This is a genomic window from Jeotgalicoccus aerolatus (assembly GCF_014635205.1).
Taxonomy (GTDB): domain Bacteria; phylum Bacillota; class Bacilli; order Staphylococcales; family Salinicoccaceae; genus Jeotgalicoccus; species Jeotgalicoccus aerolatus.
This window is the reverse complement of record NZ_BMCN01000001.1, coordinates 178,790-198,788: the sequence shown is the minus strand read 5'-3', so window position 1 is coordinate 198,788 and position 19,999 is coordinate 178,790. Positions and strand designations below refer to the sequence as shown.

The window sequence follows — 19,999 nt, the reverse complement described above, 5'->3', positions numbered from 1 at the left end:
TTACACAACCTCTTCATGCATCTTTAAAATCGTGCCAAGATAGCGTTTCATATTGACTCTGTTAACGACGTCATCAAGCTGCCCGTGCTTGAGTAAAAATTCTGCCGTCTGGAAATCATCCGGCAGTTTTTCTTTAATCGTTTCTTCGATGACCCGGCGGCCGGCAAAACCGATCAGCGCCCCTGTCTCCGCCAGGTTAATATCGCCGACTGAAGCGAATGACGCTGATACGCCGCCCGTCGTCGGATTGGTCATGTAAGCAATGTATAAGAGACCGGCCTTATTATGTCTTTCAATCGCTACGCTGACTTTAGCCATTTGCATTAACGATAAAATCCCTTCCTGCATGCGGGCACCCCCGCTGGCAGTGAATACGATGACCGGCAATCTGTGTTCTGTCGCATATTGAAAAGTCCGTGCCAGCTTTTCACCGACTGCCGAACCCATGCTCCCCATGCGAAAACGCGGATCCATAATCGCAACGACTGCTTCTGAGCCCATAATTTTCCCATGAGATACAATCAGCGCTTCTTCAAGTCCTGTTTTCTCTTTATCAGAAGCGAGTTTCTCTTCATAATTCGGGAAATTTAAAGGGTTCACAGAAGTGACATTCGAAAACAACGGCTTGCCGCTGTCGATGTCTAAGAGCGCCTCCATGCGGTCTGTACTAATAATTGGTAAATGATGGTCGCAGTTGGAACAAACGTTTAAGCGTTTGTGCAGATCTTTGGAATAGAGAATTTTTTTACAGTTCGGGCATTTAGTCATAATGGTTTCCTGAGTTTTAGCCGAGCTGTCTTTATCCTGTTCGTCATTTGCTTTTTTGTTCAGTTTAAAAAATATATCTTTTAACATTATTACACCCCATAGAAGTTAAATCTCATATCCGTCAGCATACTTTTCAAGCAGTTTATAAATTCTTTTAACCACTTGATTATCATCATCATAAACACTTTTTTGACCATCGTATTTATGTTCGTAATAATAGTCAATCATATGCATCAGTTCAATTAACTCTTCATATTGTCTGTCCGTGCGGAGCAGATATTTTGCTATTAATGTGTAGAGCTGGTGGCTGTCGATGCTGGCAAGATATGTGCCCTCGCCTCTTTTTACATAGATTACACCGATCAGTTCAAGCGCCCGGAGCGCTTCTCTGACACTCTGCCTGCTGACATTCAGGCGTTCTTTTAAATAACGTTCGCTAGGAATCTTCTCACCGATACCAATATTCTGATCTTCGATAATTTTATTTATCTCTTCCAGAATTGTCTGCAAACCTTTTTTAGTCTCCATGCTTAACCATTCAGTTCGCTGATTAATTTTTTCGTTTTATCATATACATAGCCCGGTTCCACTTTAATGCGGGACACGCCGGTATTCATCGCTGCAGCTGCTACGCGCTCAGCAACAAGCGGCGCCACTTCAGGGTGGAAGGCATCCGGAATAACGTATTCTGCAGTCAATTCGTCTTCTTTAACAATTTCAGCAATAGCAAGGACCGCTGCTTTTTTCATTTCCTCATTGATGTGCGTCGACTGAACGTCTAAAGCACCTCTGAAGATACCCGGGAATGCCAGAACGTTATTAACCTGGTTCGGGAAGTCGCTGCGTCCGGTGCCGACAACTTTTGCTCCGGCTGCGATCGCGATGTCAGGCATAATTTCCGGCGTCGGATTTGCCATGGCAAAAATAATCGGGTCTTCTTTCATCGAACGGACCATGTCTTCAGTCACAGCATTTTCTACGGATACACCGATAAAGACATCTGCGTCTTTAATCATATCTACAAGTTTGCCTTCAGCATTGTCACTGTTCGTAAACTTAGCAACTTCATCTTTGATCGGGTTCATACCTTCAGGGCGGCCTTCGTAAATCGCACCGCGTGAATCGCACATAATCATATCTTTAACACCGAAGCTGTGCAGCAGTTTTACGATTGCCACGCCTGCAGCGCCCGCACCGTTTAAGACAACCTTAACGGATGATAATGTTTTACCTGTCAGTTTAACTGCATTGATTAAACCGGCCAGTGTAACGATAGCTGTACCATGCTGGTCGTCATGAAAGACCGGAATGTCAGTTTCTTTTTTCAGTCTCTCTTCAATTTCAAAACATCTCGGTGCAGAAATATCTTCTAAGTTAATGCCGCCGAAAACCGGTGTCATTAATTTAACAGTGTTGACAATCTCATCAACATCATTCGTTTTTAAAGCAATCGGGAAAGAATCCACGCCTGCAAAATTTTTCAGCAGTGCACTTTTCCCTTCCATAACAGGCAGGCTGGCTGCAGCACCGATATTACCGAGACCGAGCACAGCTGAACCGTCAGTCACAACACCGACAGTGTTCCCTTTGATTGTATAGTCGAAAATTTTTCTTTCATCTTCATATATTTCTTTACACGGCTCTGCAACACCCGGCGAGTACGCGAGGCTGAGCGCTTCTTTATCCTTTAAGGTTACTTTTGAGTTTACGGAAAGTTTTCCCTGGTTAACTTTGTGCAGTTCTAATGCATCGCTTTTTAAAGACAAATTAGTTCCTCCTAAAGTGGTCATACCACGGTATATTATCATTTTATTTTTTGCTTTACAATAGATTTACACGATTAATCGAATATTTTCATAGTGAATTTTAGAAATCAGCGGCTCTATATTGCTCGTTTTAATATAACCGGCGACGTCGCCTGTATTAAAATCGTGAATCGGCACACCGTCTGATGAGAGCAGCTCTGAGATTTCCTTAATATCAACGTCTCTAATATAAATCTTTCGGGTTTTCTTAACATAATTCTGAACATAGTCGTCAAGTGAATACAATTCATCAATGACAAGCTGCGGTTTCCCCTGCCTCATGCCGTATGTCGCTGAAGCTGCGACGAGCGAATGCTGTAAGAGCGGATGATACTTAAAGTACTCTTTAGCAAACAGGACGCCGTCGATCGTCGAATGACCGTCCGTTAAAGTCAGAAAAGCCATATTTTGACCGGTCTTTTTCACTTTAATCGTCCGGTAATCCTCGATGCAGAGTAAATACTTGCCGTACTTTCTCTTATGGTGAATCAGCGAAAACGGTATAAATTCCAGCGCCTGGTGTTTTAATAAAACCGGATGCGTTGAAATATAAAAACCGAGCGCTTCCTTCTCGCCTTCAATCTTTTCAAGTCCGCTCATTTCTTCTGCGTAATGATATTCCTTTTTAAGATTAAAACCGAGGGAGCTTAAGAACGAGTCGTGCTGATATCCGTCACTGACCGTCGATAAGACATCCGGTATCGTCTGCAGCATCGTCTTGCGGTTTTCTTCGAACGAATCGAGTGCACCTGACATAATTAAATTCCTGAGTATCTTCTCATTGAATTTAAAATCGGTTCGTGCCGTCAAATCAAAAATATCTTTAAAAGGCCCTTCGGCTTTTTTAGCATTGACTATGGCTTCATATAAAGGTTTTGAAATACCGCTGATCATAGAGAAACCGAGCAATATCCCTTCGTCTTTAGTGTTTTGCCACAGAGACTGATTAATATCAGGCGGCTGCAGCTGAATCCGCATTACTTTTAATTCACTGAGCAGCTGACTGATTTTCTCATCGTTGCTCCGGTGGTGCGTTAAAATGACTGCGTAAAAATATTCGGGATAATGCAGTTTGATATAGGCCATCGTATAAGCCACTTGACCGTATGCGACCGCGTGGCTTTTGACGAAACCGTAGTCCGCAAATTCCATAATCAAATCAAAAATATCTTCTGCAAGCTGTGTGCTGTATTTCTGCTTAACAGCGCCGTCTATAAAGTGCGTGCGTTCGTTGGTCAGTGCTGCTCTGTCTTTTTTGCCCATGGCACGCCTTAAAATATCTGCCTCGCCGTAACTGAAACCGGCAATTTTACCGGCAATCTGCATAATCTGTTCCTGATAGACGATGACGCCGAATGTTTCTTTTAAAATATCCTCTAAATCTTCGTGGGGATATTTAATCGTTTCCGGGTGCTCTTTTCTGTAGATAAAGTTATCGATTTCTTTCATTGGACCCGGCCGGTAGAGTGCCAGAACCGCTGCCAGGTCTTTTAGACTTTCAGGCTTAAAGTTTTCAATGACCCTGCGGATCCCCGCGGACTCCAGCTGAAAAGTACCTAATGTCAGCCCTTTTGACAGCATTTTATAGACGCGCGGATCTTCTTGAATAGAATTTAGTGAAAAAGATTTATCGGTGCGGTGAATGCTGCTGACCATATAGCGGATTAAAGATAAGTTTTTTAAACCGAGCAGATCAATTTTTAAAAGCCCGGCCGCTTCAACATCTTTCATTGGCCACTGGCTCATCACATGCCCTTCTGAAAAAATGACCGGCACGTTTTTAGTCAGCGTCTCGCTGCTTAACAAAAGACCCGCTGCGTGAGTCGATGTATGTCTCGGCAGTCCTTCGATTTTTAAAGTAATATCTTTGAATGCTTTATATTTACTGTCCGCTTCAAGTAATGTATTAAATTGTTTGCTGCTAAAAGCATCTTCCAGCGAGGCACCAGCTTCGTCCGGCACCAGGTTTGAGATCATCTTCAGCTCATCATCTGTAAAACCGAACACACGGCCGACATCGCGCGCAGCCATTTTGGCGCTTAAAGTCCCGTATGTAATTATGTTCGCGACCCGCATGTTCCCGTATTTTTCTATTAAGTATTCAACGACTTCATCTCTTCTTGAGTCTTCAAAATCGATATCAATATCCGGCATATTCACGCGTTCAGGATTTAAAAAACGTTCAAACAGCAAATGATGTTCGAGCGGATCGATTTCCGTAATATTTAACAGATAGGACACGAGACTGGCACTGGACGACCCCCTGCCCGGCCCGACGTAAATACCGTTTGATTTAGCATAGTTCACAACATCTGCCACAATCAAAAAGTAATCTTCAAAGCCCATATCAGTAATAATACCGTATTCGTAATTTAACCGTTTTAAATATTCAGCTGCATCCGGTCTGTCTTCAAAGCGTTTAAATTTGTCTTTCAGCTGCTTCATTAAGTAATCTTTTGAACTGATCTTATCCGGATTATCAAATACAGGCAGCGTATGCTGAACTGAGGGCAGCGGCACATTGCATTTATCAAGCACGGCCTGATTATTTTTTAAATAAATTTCAGCCTCTTTTGGAATCATATCACTCGTTTGAATACAATCATCACCGTACATATTGCCAACGCTTACAATATCCAGTTTGACGTTGTCCCGGATCGCATTCAGCACTTTCAATGCGCCCCGCTCATCGGGTTTAACGTAATGCGCTGCTTTTAAATACACTTTTTCGTAGCGGTGATCACCGTTCTTTACATCATGTGCTGTATATTTATCATCTTCATCTGCCGCCAGCTGGCTAAGTATTTCAAGCGACTGCTCAGTTTTGCCGATTACGATACACTGATGGATATTTTCAGCCGCAAAAGCCAAAGGTGTCCGGCTTAAATTTTTATAAGACAGCATGGCGCTGAGGCGCACGAGTTCCAAATAGCCCTGGCGGTTTTTAGCCAGCAGCACCAGCGGTACTCCGTTCATACCGTCTTCAATAATAATTTCCATGCCGGGCACAGCTTTAATATTATGCGCCGGTGCCGCTGCCATAAAACGGTAAACGGCATGCATGCGGTTTAAGTCCGTTACAGCCGCTGCAGTCTGTCCATCTTTTTTTAAGGTGCTGAATAACCGGTCTAAAGTAATATTTGAATTCAAAAAATCAAAGGCGCTGTGCACATTTAAATTAAGCATTGAAACACCTACTCTTACAGTTTTTCTTCAATTTTTGCAATCAGCTCATCGAGCACGTCTAAATCTTTAACACGCACACCTGAAGCGAGCGGATGCCCCCCGCCGTCAAAGACAGCTGCCACGTCGTTAATAACGACTTCTTTTGAACGCAGGCGTACGCGGATTTCTCCGTCACCTTCTAAAGCGATAAACCATACTTTTACTTCGTCAATTTCTCTAAAAATATTAACGTCGAGGCCCGCTTCACTGACGCTGAGTCCGTATTCAGCCATGACAGATTTTGGGACGTAGACATAAGCGATACCGCTATTTGTAAAAACAGCATTATGAATTAAATAGCCTTTATATTTAAATTTCTCAATAGATGACTGGTGCATAAGATTATTCATGCCTGCAGCATCAAAGTTGAATTCTTTTAGTTTAGATGCCACCGCATGGGTTAACTGTGTCGTATTGTTGTATAAAAAGCGCCCTGTATCACCGACGATGCCCATATAAAATAAAGCAGCTGCTTCATCGGTCATGCTGTTTTTATCCCACTTTTGAATCAGCAGGTAAATCAGTTCGCTGGCTGAGGACACTTCGGTCTCAACGATCGACACGTCGCCGTAAAGTTCAACGTTCGGGTGATGGTCAATTTTAACGACTTTTTTAGCGTAATCGAGACTGCCGTCGATGCGGTCAGTATTTGCTGTATCGACTACAATGACGAGCGGGGATTCAATCGTCGTCACCCGGTCCATGTCACCTAAAAAGCTGAGTGATGGTTCTCCTTCACCGAGGGCTTGAATGCTTTTATCCGGATATTTATTTCTCAAGTATGCTCTTAAGCCGAGCTGGGCGCCGTAAGCGTCGGGATCCGGCTTCTGATGTCTTAAAATAACAATCTCATCGTGTCTTTCTATTAAATCCAAAACGTCTTTGGTATGTGTTTTTATGTCGTTTAAGTGTCCGGTTAATTCATTAAACATTAGTGAAACTCCTCAATATTAATTTACTTACATTCATCTATCAATTATACTACATAAGAGATTGGAGTTGTAACGTATGGAATTTTTATACTCGCTTGCCGTGTCATTTCTCGTCACAGCGATTGTCGTCACATTCATACTTTTCGTCGTTTTTAAAGTAAGAAAAATTCGTACAGTCCGCGATGTGAGAAGCGCGTATTACAATAGTATTGCTAGAATTTGGCTTGCTTTGTTCCTGATCGTTTTCGGCTTGAACTCAATGCTGCAGTTCCATACCACTGTTGCTTTTATAATCGGCGGACTGTTTGTCGTTCTCGGCGCCTACCAGTTCTTCTATTTTAATAAAGCGCGGAAGTATTTTAAAGGAAACCTGCCCATTGAAGAACAGGCATGGAAAGAATTCGAAGCAATGAAGGCAAATAAAGCCAAAAAGAACAAAAAATAATCGTACATATGTATTAGAAAACCGGCTGTGATTAATCACAGCCGGTTATTTTATTTCTCATTGAAGTGCTGAATCATAAAGGTCGCTTTAGAATACGCCGTCCCGTGAACACTCAGAACAATTTCCAGGCGGATAAACTGCTCGCCCTTATCAATAATTACGCCCTGCAGCTCGATTTCCTGATAGAGCTGCACAATTTTAAAGTTCATAATATTATAAGTATCGATGTGATAACTGTGAATGTGATTTTCCTGCAGGACGACTAAAATCAGCCGCTCTGCCAGCCTCATAAAATTAGCTTGAGACAGGGAACCGAATTCATCGGTCATAAAAGGCATGGCTCTGATATTAATTTTGCTGCTGTCGATTTTAATTTCTCTGTCGATCAGCTGATCGGTCGACATGCCTGATTTTAAGTTTCTGGAAGAGATATTTTTAAATACTTCTCTTCTGTGAACGATTCCCCTGTAATCTCCAGATTCTACGACGGGTATAATATTCAGCTGATGCCAGCTCATGATTTGCCTTAATGACAGCAGCGTCGTATCTTCTTCTGCACTGTAGTCCGGCAGCAGATAAGATGTATAGTTTTCTTTAGTCATTTCATCTAAATGTCTCGACCGGATTGCACCGACGAAACGGTTGCCGTTTAGAAGAATCATATTTTTATCTTCGGGGTGAATGTCCGTGCCGAGATCTTCGATATCGACCGTATATTGTTTTTGCCTCACCATTAAACTGCCTGCTGTGACGATGTTTTGTGACAGCGACAGGCTGTAAACTTCTCTGTGAATAATCGATGCGCACGTAAATGAATCGTGCGTCGTTGAAATGACCGGCAGCTGTTTTTCTTCAGCGAGTTTCAATATTTCTTCACCCGTGCCAAAGCCGCCGGTAATTAATAAGCCGACGCCGTTTTCAAGCGCTTTTCGCTGAGACTTTTCTCTGTTGCCGACGATTAAGAGCCCTTTCGGTTCTAAATATTTCACCAGGTCTTCAGTCTGCATGGCACCGATTAATATTCTGGATATTTCTTTATCGAGATAGTTTTCACCCGATAAAACAGTACCCTGGATGACCCGGTTCACTTCGCGGAACATTATTTTACCGTGGCTCTTCACTTCACGCTGCACGATACGAAAAGTCCCGACGCGCTCTATCGTTTTGACGAGACCGTCCTGTTCCGCCTGTTTAATCGCACGGTAACTCGTGCCGAGAGACACTCCCATGTAACCTGAAATTTGCCGTACAGATAAACTGCTGCCTTCACGGAGCCCTCTAATATATTTTAAAATATCTTCATGTTTCGACATGTCTTCACCCGTTTCTTTATTTCACCTTAAATTTATCATAGCACGAATAATTGAACTGTAAAAAAGAAAAAGCGGCCGGAAATATGTCAGACATATTTCCAGACCGCTTCAATATCATTTACTTATGAAAATTCGACTGCCTGGCCCGGTTTTAAAATCTGGCAAGCGGTATCGATTTTGTTTTTAAAGTCTTCCGGATCCTGTTTAATCGGCGGGAAAGTATCGTAATGAACCGGCACTGCTATAATCGGTTTAATCAGTTTATTAACTGCGTATGCCGCATCGTCAACACCCATAGTAAAATGGTCGCCGATTGGAATAAAGCAGACGTCGATTGGACCGTTTGTTTTTGAAATAAGCTCCATATCGCCGAATAAGCCTGTATCTCCTGTTACGTATACTTTCTTACCGTTAATTGTTAAAATCAGACCCATCGGTTCACCGGTGTAGTGTGCCACACCATCTTCATCGGTAAAGCTCGACGTGTGGAAGGCATGGACGAATTTTACTTTGCCAAATTCGTATTCGCCTTCCCCGCCGGTATTCATACCGACAGTTTTTAAGCCCTGGCCGTCTAAATAATTGGCAAGTTCTACCGGTGCAATGACCGTTGCATCATTATTTTTTGCAATGTCAATCGTATCGCCTACGTGGTCATTGTGGCCGTGTGTTAGTATAATATAATCAGCTTTAACATCAGCAGCAGTTAAATCTGTTAATTCGTTGCCGCTAATAAATGGGTCGATAATCACGTCCGTATCGTTACTATTAAATGACAATACTGAATGTCCATGATATTTTACAGTCAAAATTACCACTCCTGTTTTCTTTTGGTTAATAATTTTCTATTCCCTGAATCACTTTTTAATAATCATATATATAGAACATTTTTTATAAGGAGCTGTTTGTTAATGAAACAAATATATTTAACACATGAACTGACGATAGAAGCCCAGCCCGTACTGTTTTCCTATCCCGATTTTAATACGCCGAATTTAATCCTGCCTAAAATGCAGCGCGAACTTACACCGGACAATGAAATTTTCATTACGGTCAATAACTTTTACGAATCAAATCGCTTTATGGTTGAAAATACTTTAATCGAGACGATCAGAAGTCACCAGGATGCTGACGGTTATATTATCGATCAGGTGTTTACCCGCGACTATCATGACGTAGATACTGTATTGCTTGAGACTTTATCTAACGAAATTAAAAATAAGCATTTTATTATCGGCCATGCCTTTACTCAAGTACCTTACTTTTTACATAGCAGGCTGGCTGAGATTTTTATCGAAAAAGATGTGTCCGGTGTCATGTATGATCTCAGGGATATCGATATTAAAGATTTTAAAGCTTTACAGCCTTTAGCTAAATTAAAAATGCATGTTAAAAAGCGCTTATCCATTATTCCGCTGATTCGGCCGGAGCAGCTTGAAGACTTGAAGAAAAGTATTCCCTTTGATGTAACCGTAATAGAGAAATAATTGAATGGAATAGTGTCAAAATCCAAATAAAAAAAGCAGCCGCTGGGCTGCTCTTTTACTTTATACGAGTAAATCGTGAATATCTTTATATTCTCTGTTTTGTGCTTCAGCAACTGCTTTATAAGTGACATGGCCTTTAAATGTGTTAAAGCCGCCTGCAATTACAGGGTTTTTAGCCACTGCCTCTTTGTAGCCGTTATTTGCAATTAATAAACCGTACTGCAGTGTTGCATTTGTCAGCGCATTTGTTGATGTACGCGGCACAGCACCCGGCATGTTTGCCACAGCGTAATGAATGACACCGTGTTTCACATATGTCGGATCGTCGTGTGTTGTAATGCGGTCAGTCGTTTCAAAAATACCGCCCTGATCGATAGCGATATCGACGATAACTGAGCCCGGCGCCATGTTCTTAATCATTTCTTTAGTAACTAATTTAGGTGCTTTCGCTCCCGGAATCAGCACTGCACCAATAACAAGGTCGCTCGATTCAACTGATGCTTTAATGTTCAGCGGTGTCGACATTAATGTCTGTACGCGCGGTCCAAATAAATCATCCAGCTCTTTTAAGCGTTTTGGATTCAAGTCTAAAATTGTCACATCAGCACCCAGGCCGACTGCCATTTTGGCAGCATTTGTACCTGCGGCTCCCCCGCCGACAATTGTAACTTTAGCTTTCTCAACGCCCGGTACACCGCTAAGGAGAATACCTTTACCGCCGTTAATAATTTTCAAGTGTTCTGCACCGACTTGCGGTGCCATGCGTCCTGCCACTTCACTCATCGGTGCCAGCAGCGGCAGAGAGCCGTCAGGCAGCTGAATTGTTTCATAAGCAATCGCCGTCACTTTTTTATCGACTAAAACTTGTGTTAAAGCTTCTTCAGGTGCAAGGTGGAGATATGTAAAGAGAATTGAATCTTCTTGAATACGATCGAATTCTTCAGCCAATGGCTCTTTTACTTTCACTACCATTTCTGCAGACCATGCTTCATCAGCTGTATCTACAATTTTCGCACCCATGTCAACATAGGCCTGATCCTCAAAAAAGGAACCGCTTCCTGCATTTTTTTCAACGAGAACAGTATGGCCGGCTTTTACGTATGCGTAAACTCCGCCCGGCGTCAGCCCCACTCTGTTTTCATTGTTTTTAACTTCTTTTGGTACTCCAATAATCATTATAAAATCCCCCTTTTCTCAAACAAATTTATTGTATCATAATAATTCATAAATTAGTCTAAAATTGTCTTAATATTATAAGTTTTGAGAGCGCATACATGTGGTATAGTATAAATAAGAAGAAGAAATGGAGTTGATTTAGAAATGTTACAGTATCAAAACATCCTAGTTGCAGTAGACGGTTCACATGAAGCAGAATGGGCATTCCAGAAAGCAGTCGAAGCTGCCAAACGTAACAACTCAAAACTTTCAATTATCAACGTAATCGACACGCGTTCATTCGCATCTGTTGAGGCTTATGACCGCTCGATTTCAGCTCGTGCAAATGAATTTGCTCAGAAACTGTTAGACGGATATGAGAAAGCCGCGATGGATAAAGGCGTTGAACATGTAGAGAAAATTATCGACTACGGTTCTCCAAAATCTATTATTCCTAAAAAAGCAGTAGAAAAAATCGGCGCAGATTTGATTGCCTGTGGTTCGACTGGTCTAAACGCAGTAGAGCGTTTCATTATCGGGTCAGTATCCGAAGCAATCGTCAGAAATGCTAAATGTGACGTGCTCGTCGTACGTACTGAAACATTACCTACAGACTTTGAGCCGCTTGTAGCGACTGAAGAGTTTATGAAAGAAAACCGCTAAAGTTAAAACTATCATTTAAAGAGTAATGAGCCTCATTCCGAGGCTCGTTGCTTTTTTATTTTGAATAAATCGTATAAACTTAAGAAAATTACTAGCGGAGGTTATTATGGAACTTGGAATTAATACGTTTGGCGATGCGGTCTTAAACCCTCAAACAGGTCGAACAATCACTCATGCAGAACGCCTGCAGGAACTCGTACGAGAAATAGAAGCAGCAGACCGCGTGGGTCTCGATGTATTTACTGTCGGTGAACACCACAGAAATGACTATGCGGTCAGTGCACCGGACGTTGTGCTGGCAGCAGGCGCTGCGGTCAGTAAAAATATCAAACTGTCGAGCGGTGTCACCGTCCTGTCTTCAGACGATCCCGTCCGCGTCTATGAACGCTTCTCTACACTCGACGGCATTTCAAACGGCCGTGCTGAAATTATGGCAGGACGCGGGTCGTTTATCGAATCATTTCCATTGTTTGGTTACGATTTAAACGACTACGATACGCTGTTTAATGAAAAACTGGACCTGCTGTTAACGCTGCAAAAAGGCGGTAAGATTAACTGGTCCGGTACACACAGACCTGAACTTAAAGATGCAGAAATTTTCCCTAAACCGGTCCAGGATCAAATCCCGATTTGGATCGCGAGCGGCGGTACACCTCAATCCGCTAAACGTGCAGCCGAACTCGGTTTACCTTTAGTCCTCGCGATAATTGGCGGCAGCCCATTTCAATTCGCAAGAATCGCAGACTTTTACCGTCAAATCGGTGAAGCATCCGGTCACGATAAGAGTAAGCTGAAAGTTGCAACAAACTCCCATGGATTTATTTGGGATACAGACGGCGAAGCACGGGATTTATTCTTCCCTTCTATATCGACATCGATGTCGAAACTCGGACGCGAACGCGGCTGGGGAGAATATACAAGAGAAGCCTTCGATGTCATGTGCGATCCGGAAGGCGCTTTATATGTCGGCAGCCCGGAAACAGTCGCAAGAAAAATCATAGCTTTATATGAACACATGGGAATAGAGCGATTTACACTGCAAACACCCGTCGGCACAATGCCGCACGATCAGGTCATCCGAACAATCGAGCTATTCGGCGAAAAAGTAGCACCGTTGGTTCGTGAAGGCATTAAAAAAATAGATGCAGAACGTAATCAATAGATATAAATAAAGGATACCTTGTTGAGGTATCCTTTTTATGTGTTTTTGTGGGGTGATGGATTGGTGCTTCCGTTTGTTAGGGCGTTGTGGGTGCGCCAGTGACGGGATACGGGAGAAACCGCCTTTCAGGCAGATGATCCCCCATCATCAACCCGATACAATCATTTATCATCTACTATAAACACATTCATGTTCGACAAAATTTCAAGTGTCTTGTGATGCAAATCTTGATTGGATGCGGCAACTAAATTTTTGTTCACTGTCATATTTGCTTCGGGAAATATATTCTGTATGACCATAATATTCGCGAGGACACAAACGTTCGTTTCAACACCGATAAATTCAATAATATGATTTGTTTTTACTTCCTCTTTATAGTTTTCATATATATTTTTAGCCTGCTCCGGCGGTATGCCGTAAAAGGTTTTCGTATACTCATCCCCATATATTTCAAGGCGTTCAAGAAATTCGGGGTAAATTGCTTCATCAAAATGAATAGCGGCCGCAGAGCGTTCATCATATTCAAAGTCCGGATATAAATTCTTCGTATAAATCACAGATTCCTCATTGGCTACCGCACGATCGATTCTTTTCGCAATGCCATCCATAATTTTTTTTGCAGACTCGGTATAATTCGAACCGCTTTCATCAAATGCATCGTTTTGAACATCGATAACAATCAGCATACTCACACATCCCGTCCTATTTGATTCACTCTTATTTTTATACCCGATAAAACACCACCTTCAGCAGAATTCCGCCAAAGATGGTGTTTTAATTTAAATATTAAGATACATCGCTCATCTTGTTCAGCTGATGAACACACTCCAAATAGCGCTCTGATTTCATATGAAGCATCATCCCATCAAGTCCATTACTTCTCTCGCAATCATGACTTCTTCGTCGGTTGGTATCACCAGCACTTTTACCGGCGAATAGGAATGACTGATTGTCGCTTCGGTTCCGACTGTCTGGTTATTCGTTTTCTTATCGAGATAAACACCCATGAATTCTAAACTGTCCAGCACCTTTTCACGAATCAAAGCCGAGTTCTCCCCAACACCAGCAGTGAAGATAATTGCATCGACTCCGCCCATTCTCGCTGCATATGATCCCATATATTTATGTATGCTGGAGCCGAATACTTCCAGTGCCAGTTCCGCTCGTTCATTGCCTCTTTTGGCTTCGTCTGTAATATCTCTTAGATCGCTTGAAAAACCGCTGACGCCTAAGAGCCCTGATTCTCTGTTTAAGACGTTCAGCACTTCAACTGCACTTTTATTCGTTTTCTCCATAATATAAGGTATGAGAGACGGGTCGATATTTCCCGACCGCGTTCCCATCGTCACACCTGCTAATGGCGTAAAGCCCATCGACGTATCGAGCGACTTGCCTGCTTTAACGGCTGCAATACTCGCACCGTTGCCTAAATGGCAGCTGATCAGTCTGAGTTCTTCCAGCGGCCGTTTTAACAATTTACTTGCCCGTTCAGTTACATATTTATGACTCGTGCCGTGGAAGCCGAATTTACGTATTCTATAATCCTTATAATATTTGTAAGGCAGACTGTATAAATAAGAGCTCTCCGGCATTGTCTGGTGAAATGACGTATCAAATACTGCAACGTGCGTGACGTCCGGCAGCAGTTCCACCATGGCATGAATGCCCATTAAATTCGCCGGGTTATGGAGCGGCGCAAATTCCGACAGATGTTCAATTTCCTTCACTACGGCTTCATCGATTACAACGGCTTCAGAAAAAGTTTCTCCGCCGTGAACGACACGATGGCCCGTTCCTTCGATTTCATCGAGTGAACGAATAATATTTTTACTCACCAAAGATTCCAGCATGACGTTAACTGCTTCTGTATGGTTTTTAAAATTTCTTTCAATCGATTCCCGGCCGGCGGCGGACTGAAGCGTAAACTTCCCTTCACCGAGTCCGATGCGCTCGATCAGACCGCGCGCGATTTCTTTTTCTGCAGGCATCTCAAATAGTTCGAATTTAAAAGAAGAACTGCCGGCGTTTATCGCAATAATTTTAGTCATGTCAATCACTGCTTTCTGCTGTATTGTTCATGCCAATCGTTAAGCTGACGTAAAAATTCCTGCATTTTTGCTCCGTTTTTAAAATCAGGGACATCGCCGATCAATACTTCGTTATTAATCATTGGAGAGAATCCTTTTTTAAGCACGATAATCGACTTGCGCTGTTTTTCTGTTTTAAATATCGTCGACGGAAGATTTAAGAACATCAGCAGTGTCGCATCTTCAGAAATATATTTTTTAATCGTTTCATTATTTTCTTCAAGCGTATTCGACGGCACGATAAAGACCCCGAGCCCGTCGTCTTTCAATAAATTCATGCCGGCTTCAAGCATTAAAAGATGCGCATAGCTCTGCCCTTCTTCAAATGCAGTTTTGTAATTCACTGCTGGCAGCGGATAATAGCCGACCGGCAAGTCACCGACAGCAACATCACCTGTCGGAATTCTGCTCGGTTCAACGACATTTTGCGGGTGAATATACATCGGTACTTTTAAAAACTCGCATAAGTTTGCGTTAATTTCTGCCAGCGCCGGGTCCACTTCAACACCTGATAAATTAACATGATCCACCATTTCTTTAATTGTCATCGCTAAGTGTCCAGTGCCGCTGCCGATATCGAGCAGTTCTGTTTCCTTGCCTTCAGTAAATAAATCGATAATATGCGCGACTAAATAGCCGATCGCATCCGGCGTCAGCTGGTGATTGCTCTGAACGGGTTCTTCTTTGACCTGATACAGATAAGCAAACTGAAATGCTTTTCTCATATCGCTCATTGAACCGTCAGCTTCAACTTGCAGCAGGCTTTCCGCTAAGGCTTCCAATCTCGGTTTTTCATCTTTTTTAACGATTTCATCTATTCTGTTGATTAATTCTTCATATACTTGTTCCATCGCAGTTTTCGCCATTAATATCCCTCTTTAAACAAAATATGGACTATCCATGATTAGGATAGTCCTAGTTACCTGATTATATTATATCACTGCTGCTGCTTCAAACACTTCACATCAGCTTTTTAAAAATTGCGTTGTGAGACATGATCGTATTCTTCTTTTTCCTGCAGTTTTTCAGCCTTATCTTCTCTTATTTCCTGCTGAATGACTTCTGTATATTCCTTGTACTTATTGTTCACTGCATACGTATCACCGATAAAATCGTGGAGCCCTATTTTTGCATCCGTGAATAATACGGCTAAGTACGGCAAGTACAGTAAAAAGTTAGAAATTATTCTGCCGATAGTTTCTCTGAAAAACACTTGGCTGAAAGTCAATTTAGTCCCTTTAGACGATACGACACTAATACCGAGAATCATCTTGCCGAGCGTTTGTTTTAAGAAATAAGTCATCAGTGTAAAGTAGATAAAATACAAGAGTGTCGTCGCAATATTTTCAAGGGACAGCGCTTCGATACCGAAGAACACATCTCTCACACCGAACACTGTCAATAATGGTACAATGGTCAGCTGACTCACACCCCAAAGGACGAGTATATCTATAAGATAACTGATGAATCTCGGGAAAAAGCTGGAATGCGACATAAACTTCAGCTGCTGGATATAATCCGTATCTTTTCTTACTGTAACGGCATGCTCTTCCATCTAAATCCCTCCTTATTCATATAGATACATCGGTTCAATGCCTTGACGGTTATTAATCAGTTCCTGAACCATTTTCACTTCTCCGCCGCCGGTAATACTTTCAATTGCGTTTTGAATTTTAACACCGAACGGGAATGATGTGTTTTCCACGCCGCCAAATTCAACCACTTGAGGTGTGCCGCCGATTTCTTCTTTAAGTGAAGCCAGTGCATCTTCAAAGTAGCCTTCCTGGTCGACCAGGCCATTTTCAATCGCTTCGCCGCCTAAATAAATACGGCCGTCAGCGAGTTCTCTCACTTGTTCTTCAGACATGCCGCGGCCGTCAGCCACTACATCAACGAAGTCCTGGAACATCGTATCGACGATGCCTTGAATATATTCTTTCTCTTCATCTGTTGCTTCTCTTGAAGCTGACATCATATCTTTCATCTTGCCGCTCTTATACACGTCGAATGAAATACCGTAATTCTCAGCCAGTTCACTGTAGTTCATGCTTTGCATAATCACACCGATTGAACCGGTAATCGTTTCATCCGTGGCAAAAATCTGGTCAGCCGGTGCAGACACATAGTAGCCGCCTGAAGCTGCCATATTGCCCATAGAGCTGTAGATTGTTTTACCGCTTTCTTTTATATCCATTAAATGTTTGTGTATTTCCGCACTTTCGAAAACACCGCCGCCTGGCGAATTAACATTTAATAATACTGCACTGTATGTATCGTCAGCTGCAATATCTTTTAAGGCCTGAATCGTCATCGGGTGATCGTAGCCTTGTGCTGCGAACATGCCGCCGCCAGTTGATCCTGTATCCTGAATAACGCCGTCAAAGTTAACGACAGCAATTTTATTGCCGGCATCCCCTTCTTCAAGCACTTGTGACGCAGGCGCCATTGCCCCTGAGAATTCATCGAACATATCCTGCCAGTCACTTGCCCACAACGAAGTCATAAAGGACGTACCGAGTCCCAGAATGACAATCGCAATGGCTGACACTAAAGCGATAATTCTTTTCATAAAATTTCCTCCTAATTTAAAAGTCATTGTCATGATAACACTTTTTTAATTATGTTTCGCTCGACAGTAAAAATTTTTTTATCAAATAAATGCTTTTAATATCAAGGAAATGGAAATCTGGACAAATTGCCGTCATGCAATAATTTCCTCACTGGTATATAATTTGAAATAATTAATTAAATAAGAAAATATCCGCAGCTTTGATTGTGACACAGACGGATAAAATAGGGGTATGTGAATGATGGAAAATAATACTATTTATTTCTTTGAACCTAATAATAAAAACTCTAAAAAAATAGTCAGTGATTTAAAATTACTTTTTGAAGATCTCGGAATCACTGCAGTTGAACGCAGTGAAGATGCCCGTATTGTTGCATCAGTCGGCGGCGACGGCGCTTTCTTACAAGCTGTCAGAAAGAACGATTTTAGAAGTGACTGCATGTATATCGGTATCGGCATTGAAGAAAGAAACTATATGTATGTTGACTTTAATTACCATAATCTTGCTGAAATCAAACAGGTTTTCAAAATGAATAACTTTGAAGTCAGGAACTATCCTGTCATTGAAGTAAAAATTAATGACAATCAGCCGAACTACTGTCTCAATGAATTTACTTTGCGGTCGAGTCTGGTCAAAACAATTATGATGGATTTATATATCGATGACTTTTTATTTGAACATTTTAACGGCGATGGCATAGTGATTTCTACGCCGACCGGCTCGACCGGCTACAACAAATCACTTGGCGGCGCTGTCGTTGATCCCTTGATCAGCGCCATGCAAGTGACGGAACTCGGCAGTGTAAACAACAATCACCATAGAACGCTCGGCACGAGCTTTCTATTATCTAAAGCCCGCCCGATTACACTCGTCATCGACCGCTCTGTCGACTACTATCCAATTATGAGCATGGATAACGAGGCGCTCAGCGTGCAGAATACTGAAACAGTTAAAGTTAAATTAAGCGATAAAACAATCAACACCATTAAACTGCACAATAATACTTTCTGGCATAAGACGCAGAGAAACTTCCTGTAAATATTTAATCTTTACGGGAAGCTTTCCATTCATTAATATATTCGAGTCTGTGCTTTAATTTAGCCTCATTGCCTTCTTCAGTCGGTTTGTAATAAATGTGGGATGAAATATTATCGGGACGTGTCGACATGGCAGTCAGCTTATCATCATATGAATGGGCTAATTTGTAGCCCTTGCCGTAGCCCGCCGCCTTCATTAACTTCGTCGGTGCATTTCTTAATTGAAGCGGCACGGGTTCAGCAATCGTTTCTTTAATGTCTTTTTTAACATTTAAAATTGCTTTATAAGACGAGTTTGATTTTGGAGATATGGACATATATATTACACACTGTGTCAGATGAACATCACACTCAGGCATACCGATGTAACGGCATGCCTGAAATGTATTAACTGCAAGGTTCAAGGCATTATTATCAGCAAGGCCGATATCTTCGCTCGCGAATCTGAGTAAACGTCTGGCAATGTAAATCGGATCCTCCCCGCCTTCAAGCATTCTGTTCAGCCAGTAAATTGCTGAATCCACATCGCTGTTACGCATCGATTTATGCAGGGCAGATATAATATTGTAGTGCTCTTCGCCGTTTTTATCGTAATACGGCGTTTTTTTATCTAATAAAGTATTCAGCAGATCTTCTGATATCGTCACTTTGCCGTCCACTGCTTCATTATTGATCACGAGCATTTCTAAAGTGTTCAGTGCAGTTCTGGCATCACCGTTTGAATATAAAGTAATCTGCCTCAATAAGTCATCATCGATAGCTACTTCTGTTTCTGGAAATGCCCGGTCTGATTTCAGCACATTTTTTAGCAGTTCAGTAATGTCGTCTTCAGACAGCTGCTCCAAAATAAATACCCGAGTTCTCGATAACAGTGCTGAGTTGACTTCAAAAGACGGATTTTCTGTCGTGGCGCCGATTAAAATAATGCTGCCTTTTTCAACGTAAGGTAAAAAAGCATCCTGCTGGGCTTTGTTAAAACGGTGAATCTCATCGACAAAAACGATGGTCTGTTCACCGAGCTGTCGATTGTCCTCTGCTTCATTCATAATTTTCCTGATTTCTTTAATGCCGTTCATGACCGCACTGAAAGTAATAAATTCAGACTTTGTCGTTTTGGCAATAATCTCTGCTAAAGTTGTCTTCCCGACACCGGGCGGTCCCCAAAATATCATTGAAGAGATTTTATCCTGCTCAATCATTTCTCTAAGCACTTTACCGTGACCGATTAAATGTTTCTGTCCGGCAAAATCCTCTAAACTTTCCGGTCTGACTCTGCTGGCTAAAGGCGCAGTCATATCCATTTCCTGATCAAATAACGATCCTTGTGACATACTGTTCCGCTCCTTATAT

General features: G+C 42.1%; 19 protein-coding genes. 5 read left to right on the top strand and 14 right to left on the bottom strand.

Annotated features, from left to right (window positions below):
- The 5 genes from accD to IEU81_RS01075 all read right to left on the bottom strand — a co-directional run bounded on the left by accD (position 1) and on the right by IEU81_RS01075 (position 6,730).
- Positions 1-855 carry an acetyl-CoA carboxylase, carboxyltransferase subunit beta gene (gene accD / locus IEU81_RS01095; RefSeq protein ID WP_092594975.1) on the bottom strand — a complete coding sequence of 285 codons (855 nt, stop codon included), beginning with the start codon at positions 853-855 and terminating at the stop codon, positions 1-3.
- A gap of 18 nt (positions 856-873) precedes the next feature.
- Positions 874-1,296 carry a FadR/GntR family transcriptional regulator gene (locus tag IEU81_RS01090; protein WP_092594977.1) on the bottom strand — a complete coding sequence of 141 codons (423 nt, stop codon included), beginning with the start codon at positions 1,294-1,296 and terminating at the stop codon, positions 874-876.
- Positions 1,297-1,298: 2 nt separating this feature from the next.
- Positions 1,299-2,534 carry an NADP-dependent malic enzyme gene (ystJ, locus tag IEU81_RS01085; protein ID WP_092594979.1) on the bottom strand — a complete coding sequence of 412 codons (1,236 nt, stop codon included), beginning with the start codon at positions 2,532-2,534 and terminating at the stop codon, positions 1,299-1,301.
- A 66-nt stretch (positions 2,535-2,600) separates the two neighbouring features.
- Positions 2,601-5,759: a DNA polymerase III subunit alpha gene (locus tag IEU81_RS01080; protein WP_186089890.1), complete on the bottom strand. Its 3,159-nt coding sequence runs from the start codon at positions 5,757-5,759 to the stop codon at positions 2,601-2,603.
- A gap of 14 nt (positions 5,760-5,773) precedes the next feature.
- Positions 5,774-6,730: a DHH family phosphoesterase gene (locus IEU81_RS01075; RefSeq protein ID WP_092594983.1), complete on the bottom strand. Its 957-nt coding sequence runs from the start codon at positions 6,728-6,730 to the stop codon at positions 5,774-5,776.
- Between the two features lie 76 nt (positions 6,731-6,806).
- Between IEU81_RS01075 and IEU81_RS01070 the strand changes: the two genes are divergently transcribed.
- A complete protein-coding gene (locus IEU81_RS01070; RefSeq protein ID WP_092594985.1) occupies positions 6,807-7,175 on the top strand; it encodes a YtpI family protein in 369 nt (122 codons plus the stop codon).
- 50 nt (positions 7,176-7,225) lie between these two features.
- Here the strand turns inward: IEU81_RS01070 and IEU81_RS01065 are convergent, their stop codons facing one another.
- Positions 7,226-8,488, bottom strand: a complete 1,263-nt coding sequence (locus IEU81_RS01065; RefSeq protein ID WP_186089889.1) for a DRTGG domain-containing protein — start codon at positions 8,486-8,488, stop codon at positions 7,226-7,228.
- A 122-nt stretch (positions 8,489-8,610) separates the two neighbouring features.
- A complete protein-coding gene (locus IEU81_RS01060; protein WP_092600084.1) occupies positions 8,611-9,297 on the bottom strand; it encodes a metal-dependent hydrolase in 687 nt (228 codons plus the stop codon).
- A 102-nt stretch (positions 9,298-9,399) separates the two neighbouring features.
- Here IEU81_RS01060 and IEU81_RS01055 point away from each other — a divergent pair, with 102 nt between their 5' ends.
- A complete protein-coding gene (locus IEU81_RS01055) occupies positions 9,400-9,975 on the top strand; it encodes a hypothetical protein (RefSeq protein ID WP_186089887.1) in 576 nt (191 codons plus the stop codon).
- A gap of 60 nt (positions 9,976-10,035) precedes the next feature.
- Here the strand turns inward: IEU81_RS01055 and ald are convergent, their stop codons facing one another.
- Positions 10,036-11,151 (bottom strand): alanine dehydrogenase, encoded by a 1,116-nt coding sequence (ald, locus tag IEU81_RS01050; RefSeq protein ID WP_092600078.1) that lies wholly within the window; start codon positions 11,149-11,151, stop codon positions 10,036-10,038.
- A 144-nt stretch (positions 11,152-11,295) separates the two neighbouring features.
- Between ald and IEU81_RS01045 the strand changes: the two genes are divergently transcribed.
- Both IEU81_RS01045 and IEU81_RS01040 read left to right on the top strand, forming a co-directional pair.
- Positions 11,296-11,793 (top strand): universal stress protein, encoded by a 498-nt coding sequence (locus tag IEU81_RS01045; protein WP_092600075.1) that lies wholly within the window; start codon positions 11,296-11,298, stop codon positions 11,791-11,793.
- A gap of 106 nt (positions 11,794-11,899) precedes the next feature.
- A complete protein-coding gene (locus IEU81_RS01040) occupies positions 11,900-12,955 on the top strand; it encodes an LLM class flavin-dependent oxidoreductase (RefSeq protein ID WP_186089886.1) in 1,056 nt (351 codons plus the stop codon).
- 161 nt (positions 12,956-13,116) lie between these two features.
- Here the strand turns inward: IEU81_RS01040 and IEU81_RS01035 are convergent, their stop codons facing one another.
- The 5 genes from IEU81_RS01035 to sppA form a co-directional block, all read right to left on the bottom strand.
- On the bottom strand, positions 13,117-13,641 hold the full coding sequence (locus IEU81_RS01035) for a cysteine hydrolase family protein (protein ID WP_092600069.1): 525 nt from the start codon (positions 13,639-13,641) through the stop codon (positions 13,117-13,119).
- Between the two features lie 171 nt (positions 13,642-13,812).
- Positions 13,813-15,003: an acetate kinase gene (locus IEU81_RS01030; protein WP_186089884.1), complete on the bottom strand. Its 1,191-nt coding sequence runs from the start codon at positions 15,001-15,003 to the stop codon at positions 13,813-13,815.
- A gap of 5 nt (positions 15,004-15,008) precedes the next feature.
- The gene (locus tag IEU81_RS01025; protein WP_186089883.1) at positions 15,009-15,908 is read right to left on the bottom strand and encodes a class I SAM-dependent methyltransferase; all 900 of its coding nucleotides are present in this window, start codon (positions 15,906-15,908) and stop codon (positions 15,009-15,011) included.
- A gap of 107 nt (positions 15,909-16,015) precedes the next feature.
- Positions 16,016-16,597, bottom strand: a complete 582-nt coding sequence (locus IEU81_RS01020; protein WP_186089881.1) for an RDD family protein — start codon at positions 16,595-16,597, stop codon at positions 16,016-16,018.
- Between the two features lie 12 nt (positions 16,598-16,609).
- Positions 16,610-17,611, bottom strand: coding sequence for a signal peptide peptidase SppA (gene sppA, locus IEU81_RS01015; protein WP_186089879.1), 1,002 nt, complete (start codon positions 17,609-17,611; stop codon positions 16,610-16,612).
- 238 nt (positions 17,612-17,849) lie between these two features.
- Between sppA and IEU81_RS01010 the strand changes: the two genes are divergently transcribed.
- Positions 17,850-18,650 carry an NAD kinase gene (locus IEU81_RS01010; RefSeq protein ID WP_231957116.1) on the top strand — a complete coding sequence of 267 codons (801 nt, stop codon included), beginning with the start codon at positions 17,850-17,852 and terminating at the stop codon, positions 18,648-18,650.
- A 4-nt stretch (positions 18,651-18,654) separates the two neighbouring features.
- Here IEU81_RS01010 and IEU81_RS01005 read toward each other — a convergent pair whose 3' ends face one another.
- Positions 18,655-19,980, bottom strand: a complete 1,326-nt coding sequence (locus IEU81_RS01005) for a replication-associated recombination protein A (RefSeq protein ID WP_186089878.1) — start codon at positions 19,978-19,980, stop codon at positions 18,655-18,657.
- Between the last annotated feature and the right edge of the window lie 19 nt (positions 19,981-19,999).

Excerpts from the sequence above, each read along its gene's own strand:
- IEU81_RS01055 (WP_186089887.1), top strand. The coding sequence starts at position 9,400 with ATGAAACAAATATATTTAACACATGAACTGACGATAGAAGCCCAGCCC.
- sppA (WP_186089879.1), bottom strand. The coding sequence starts at position 17,611 with ATGAAAAGAATTATCGCTTTAGTGTCAGCCATTGCGATTGTCATTCTG.
- IEU81_RS01005 (WP_186089878.1), bottom strand. The coding sequence starts at position 19,980 with ATGTCACAAGGATCGTTATTTGATCAGGAAATGGATATGACTGCGCCT.
- IEU81_RS01020 (WP_186089881.1), bottom strand. The coding sequence starts at position 16,597 with ATGGAAGAGCATGCCGTTACAGTAAGAAAAGATACGGATTATATCCAG.
- IEU81_RS01075 (WP_092594983.1), bottom strand. The coding sequence starts at position 6,730 with ATGTTTAATGAATTAACCGGACACTTAAACGACATAAAAACACATACC.
- IEU81_RS01040 (WP_186089886.1), top strand. The coding sequence starts at position 11,900 with ATGGAACTTGGAATTAATACGTTTGGCGATGCGGTCTTAAACCCTCAA.
- IEU81_RS01045 (WP_092600075.1), top strand. The coding sequence starts at position 11,296 with ATGTTACAGTATCAAAACATCCTAGTTGCAGTAGACGGTTCACATGAA.
- IEU81_RS01025 (WP_186089883.1), bottom strand. The coding sequence starts at position 15,908 with ATGGCGAAAACTGCGATGGAACAAGTATATGAAGAATTAATCAACAGA.
- IEU81_RS01030 (WP_186089884.1), bottom strand. The coding sequence starts at position 15,003 with ATGACTAAAATTATTGCGATAAACGCCGGCAGTTCTTCTTTTAAATTC.
- IEU81_RS01080 (WP_186089890.1), bottom strand. The coding sequence starts at position 5,759 with ATGCTTAATTTAAATGTGCACAGCGCCTTTGATTTTTTGAATTCAAAT.
- IEU81_RS01070 (WP_092594985.1), top strand. The coding sequence starts at position 6,807 with ATGGAATTTTTATACTCGCTTGCCGTGTCATTTCTCGTCACAGCGATT.
- IEU81_RS01090 (WP_092594977.1), bottom strand. The coding sequence starts at position 1,296 with ATGGAGACTAAAAAAGGTTTGCAGACAATTCTGGAAGAGATAAATAAA.
- IEU81_RS01010 (WP_231957116.1), top strand. The coding sequence starts at position 17,850 with ATGATGGAAAATAATACTATTTATTTCTTTGAACCTAATAATAAAAAC.
- accD (WP_092594975.1), bottom strand. The coding sequence starts at position 855 with ATGTTAAAAGATATATTTTTTAAACTGAACAAAAAAGCAAATGACGAA.
- IEU81_RS01035 (WP_092600069.1), bottom strand. The coding sequence starts at position 13,641 with ATGCTGATTGTTATCGATGTTCAAAACGATGCATTTGATGAAAGCGGT.
- IEU81_RS01065 (WP_186089889.1), bottom strand. The coding sequence starts at position 8,488 with ATGTCGAAACATGAAGATATTTTAAAATATATTAGAGGGCTCCGTGAA.
- ald (WP_092600078.1), bottom strand. The coding sequence starts at position 11,151 with ATGATTATTGGAGTACCAAAAGAAGTTAAAAACAATGAAAACAGAGTG.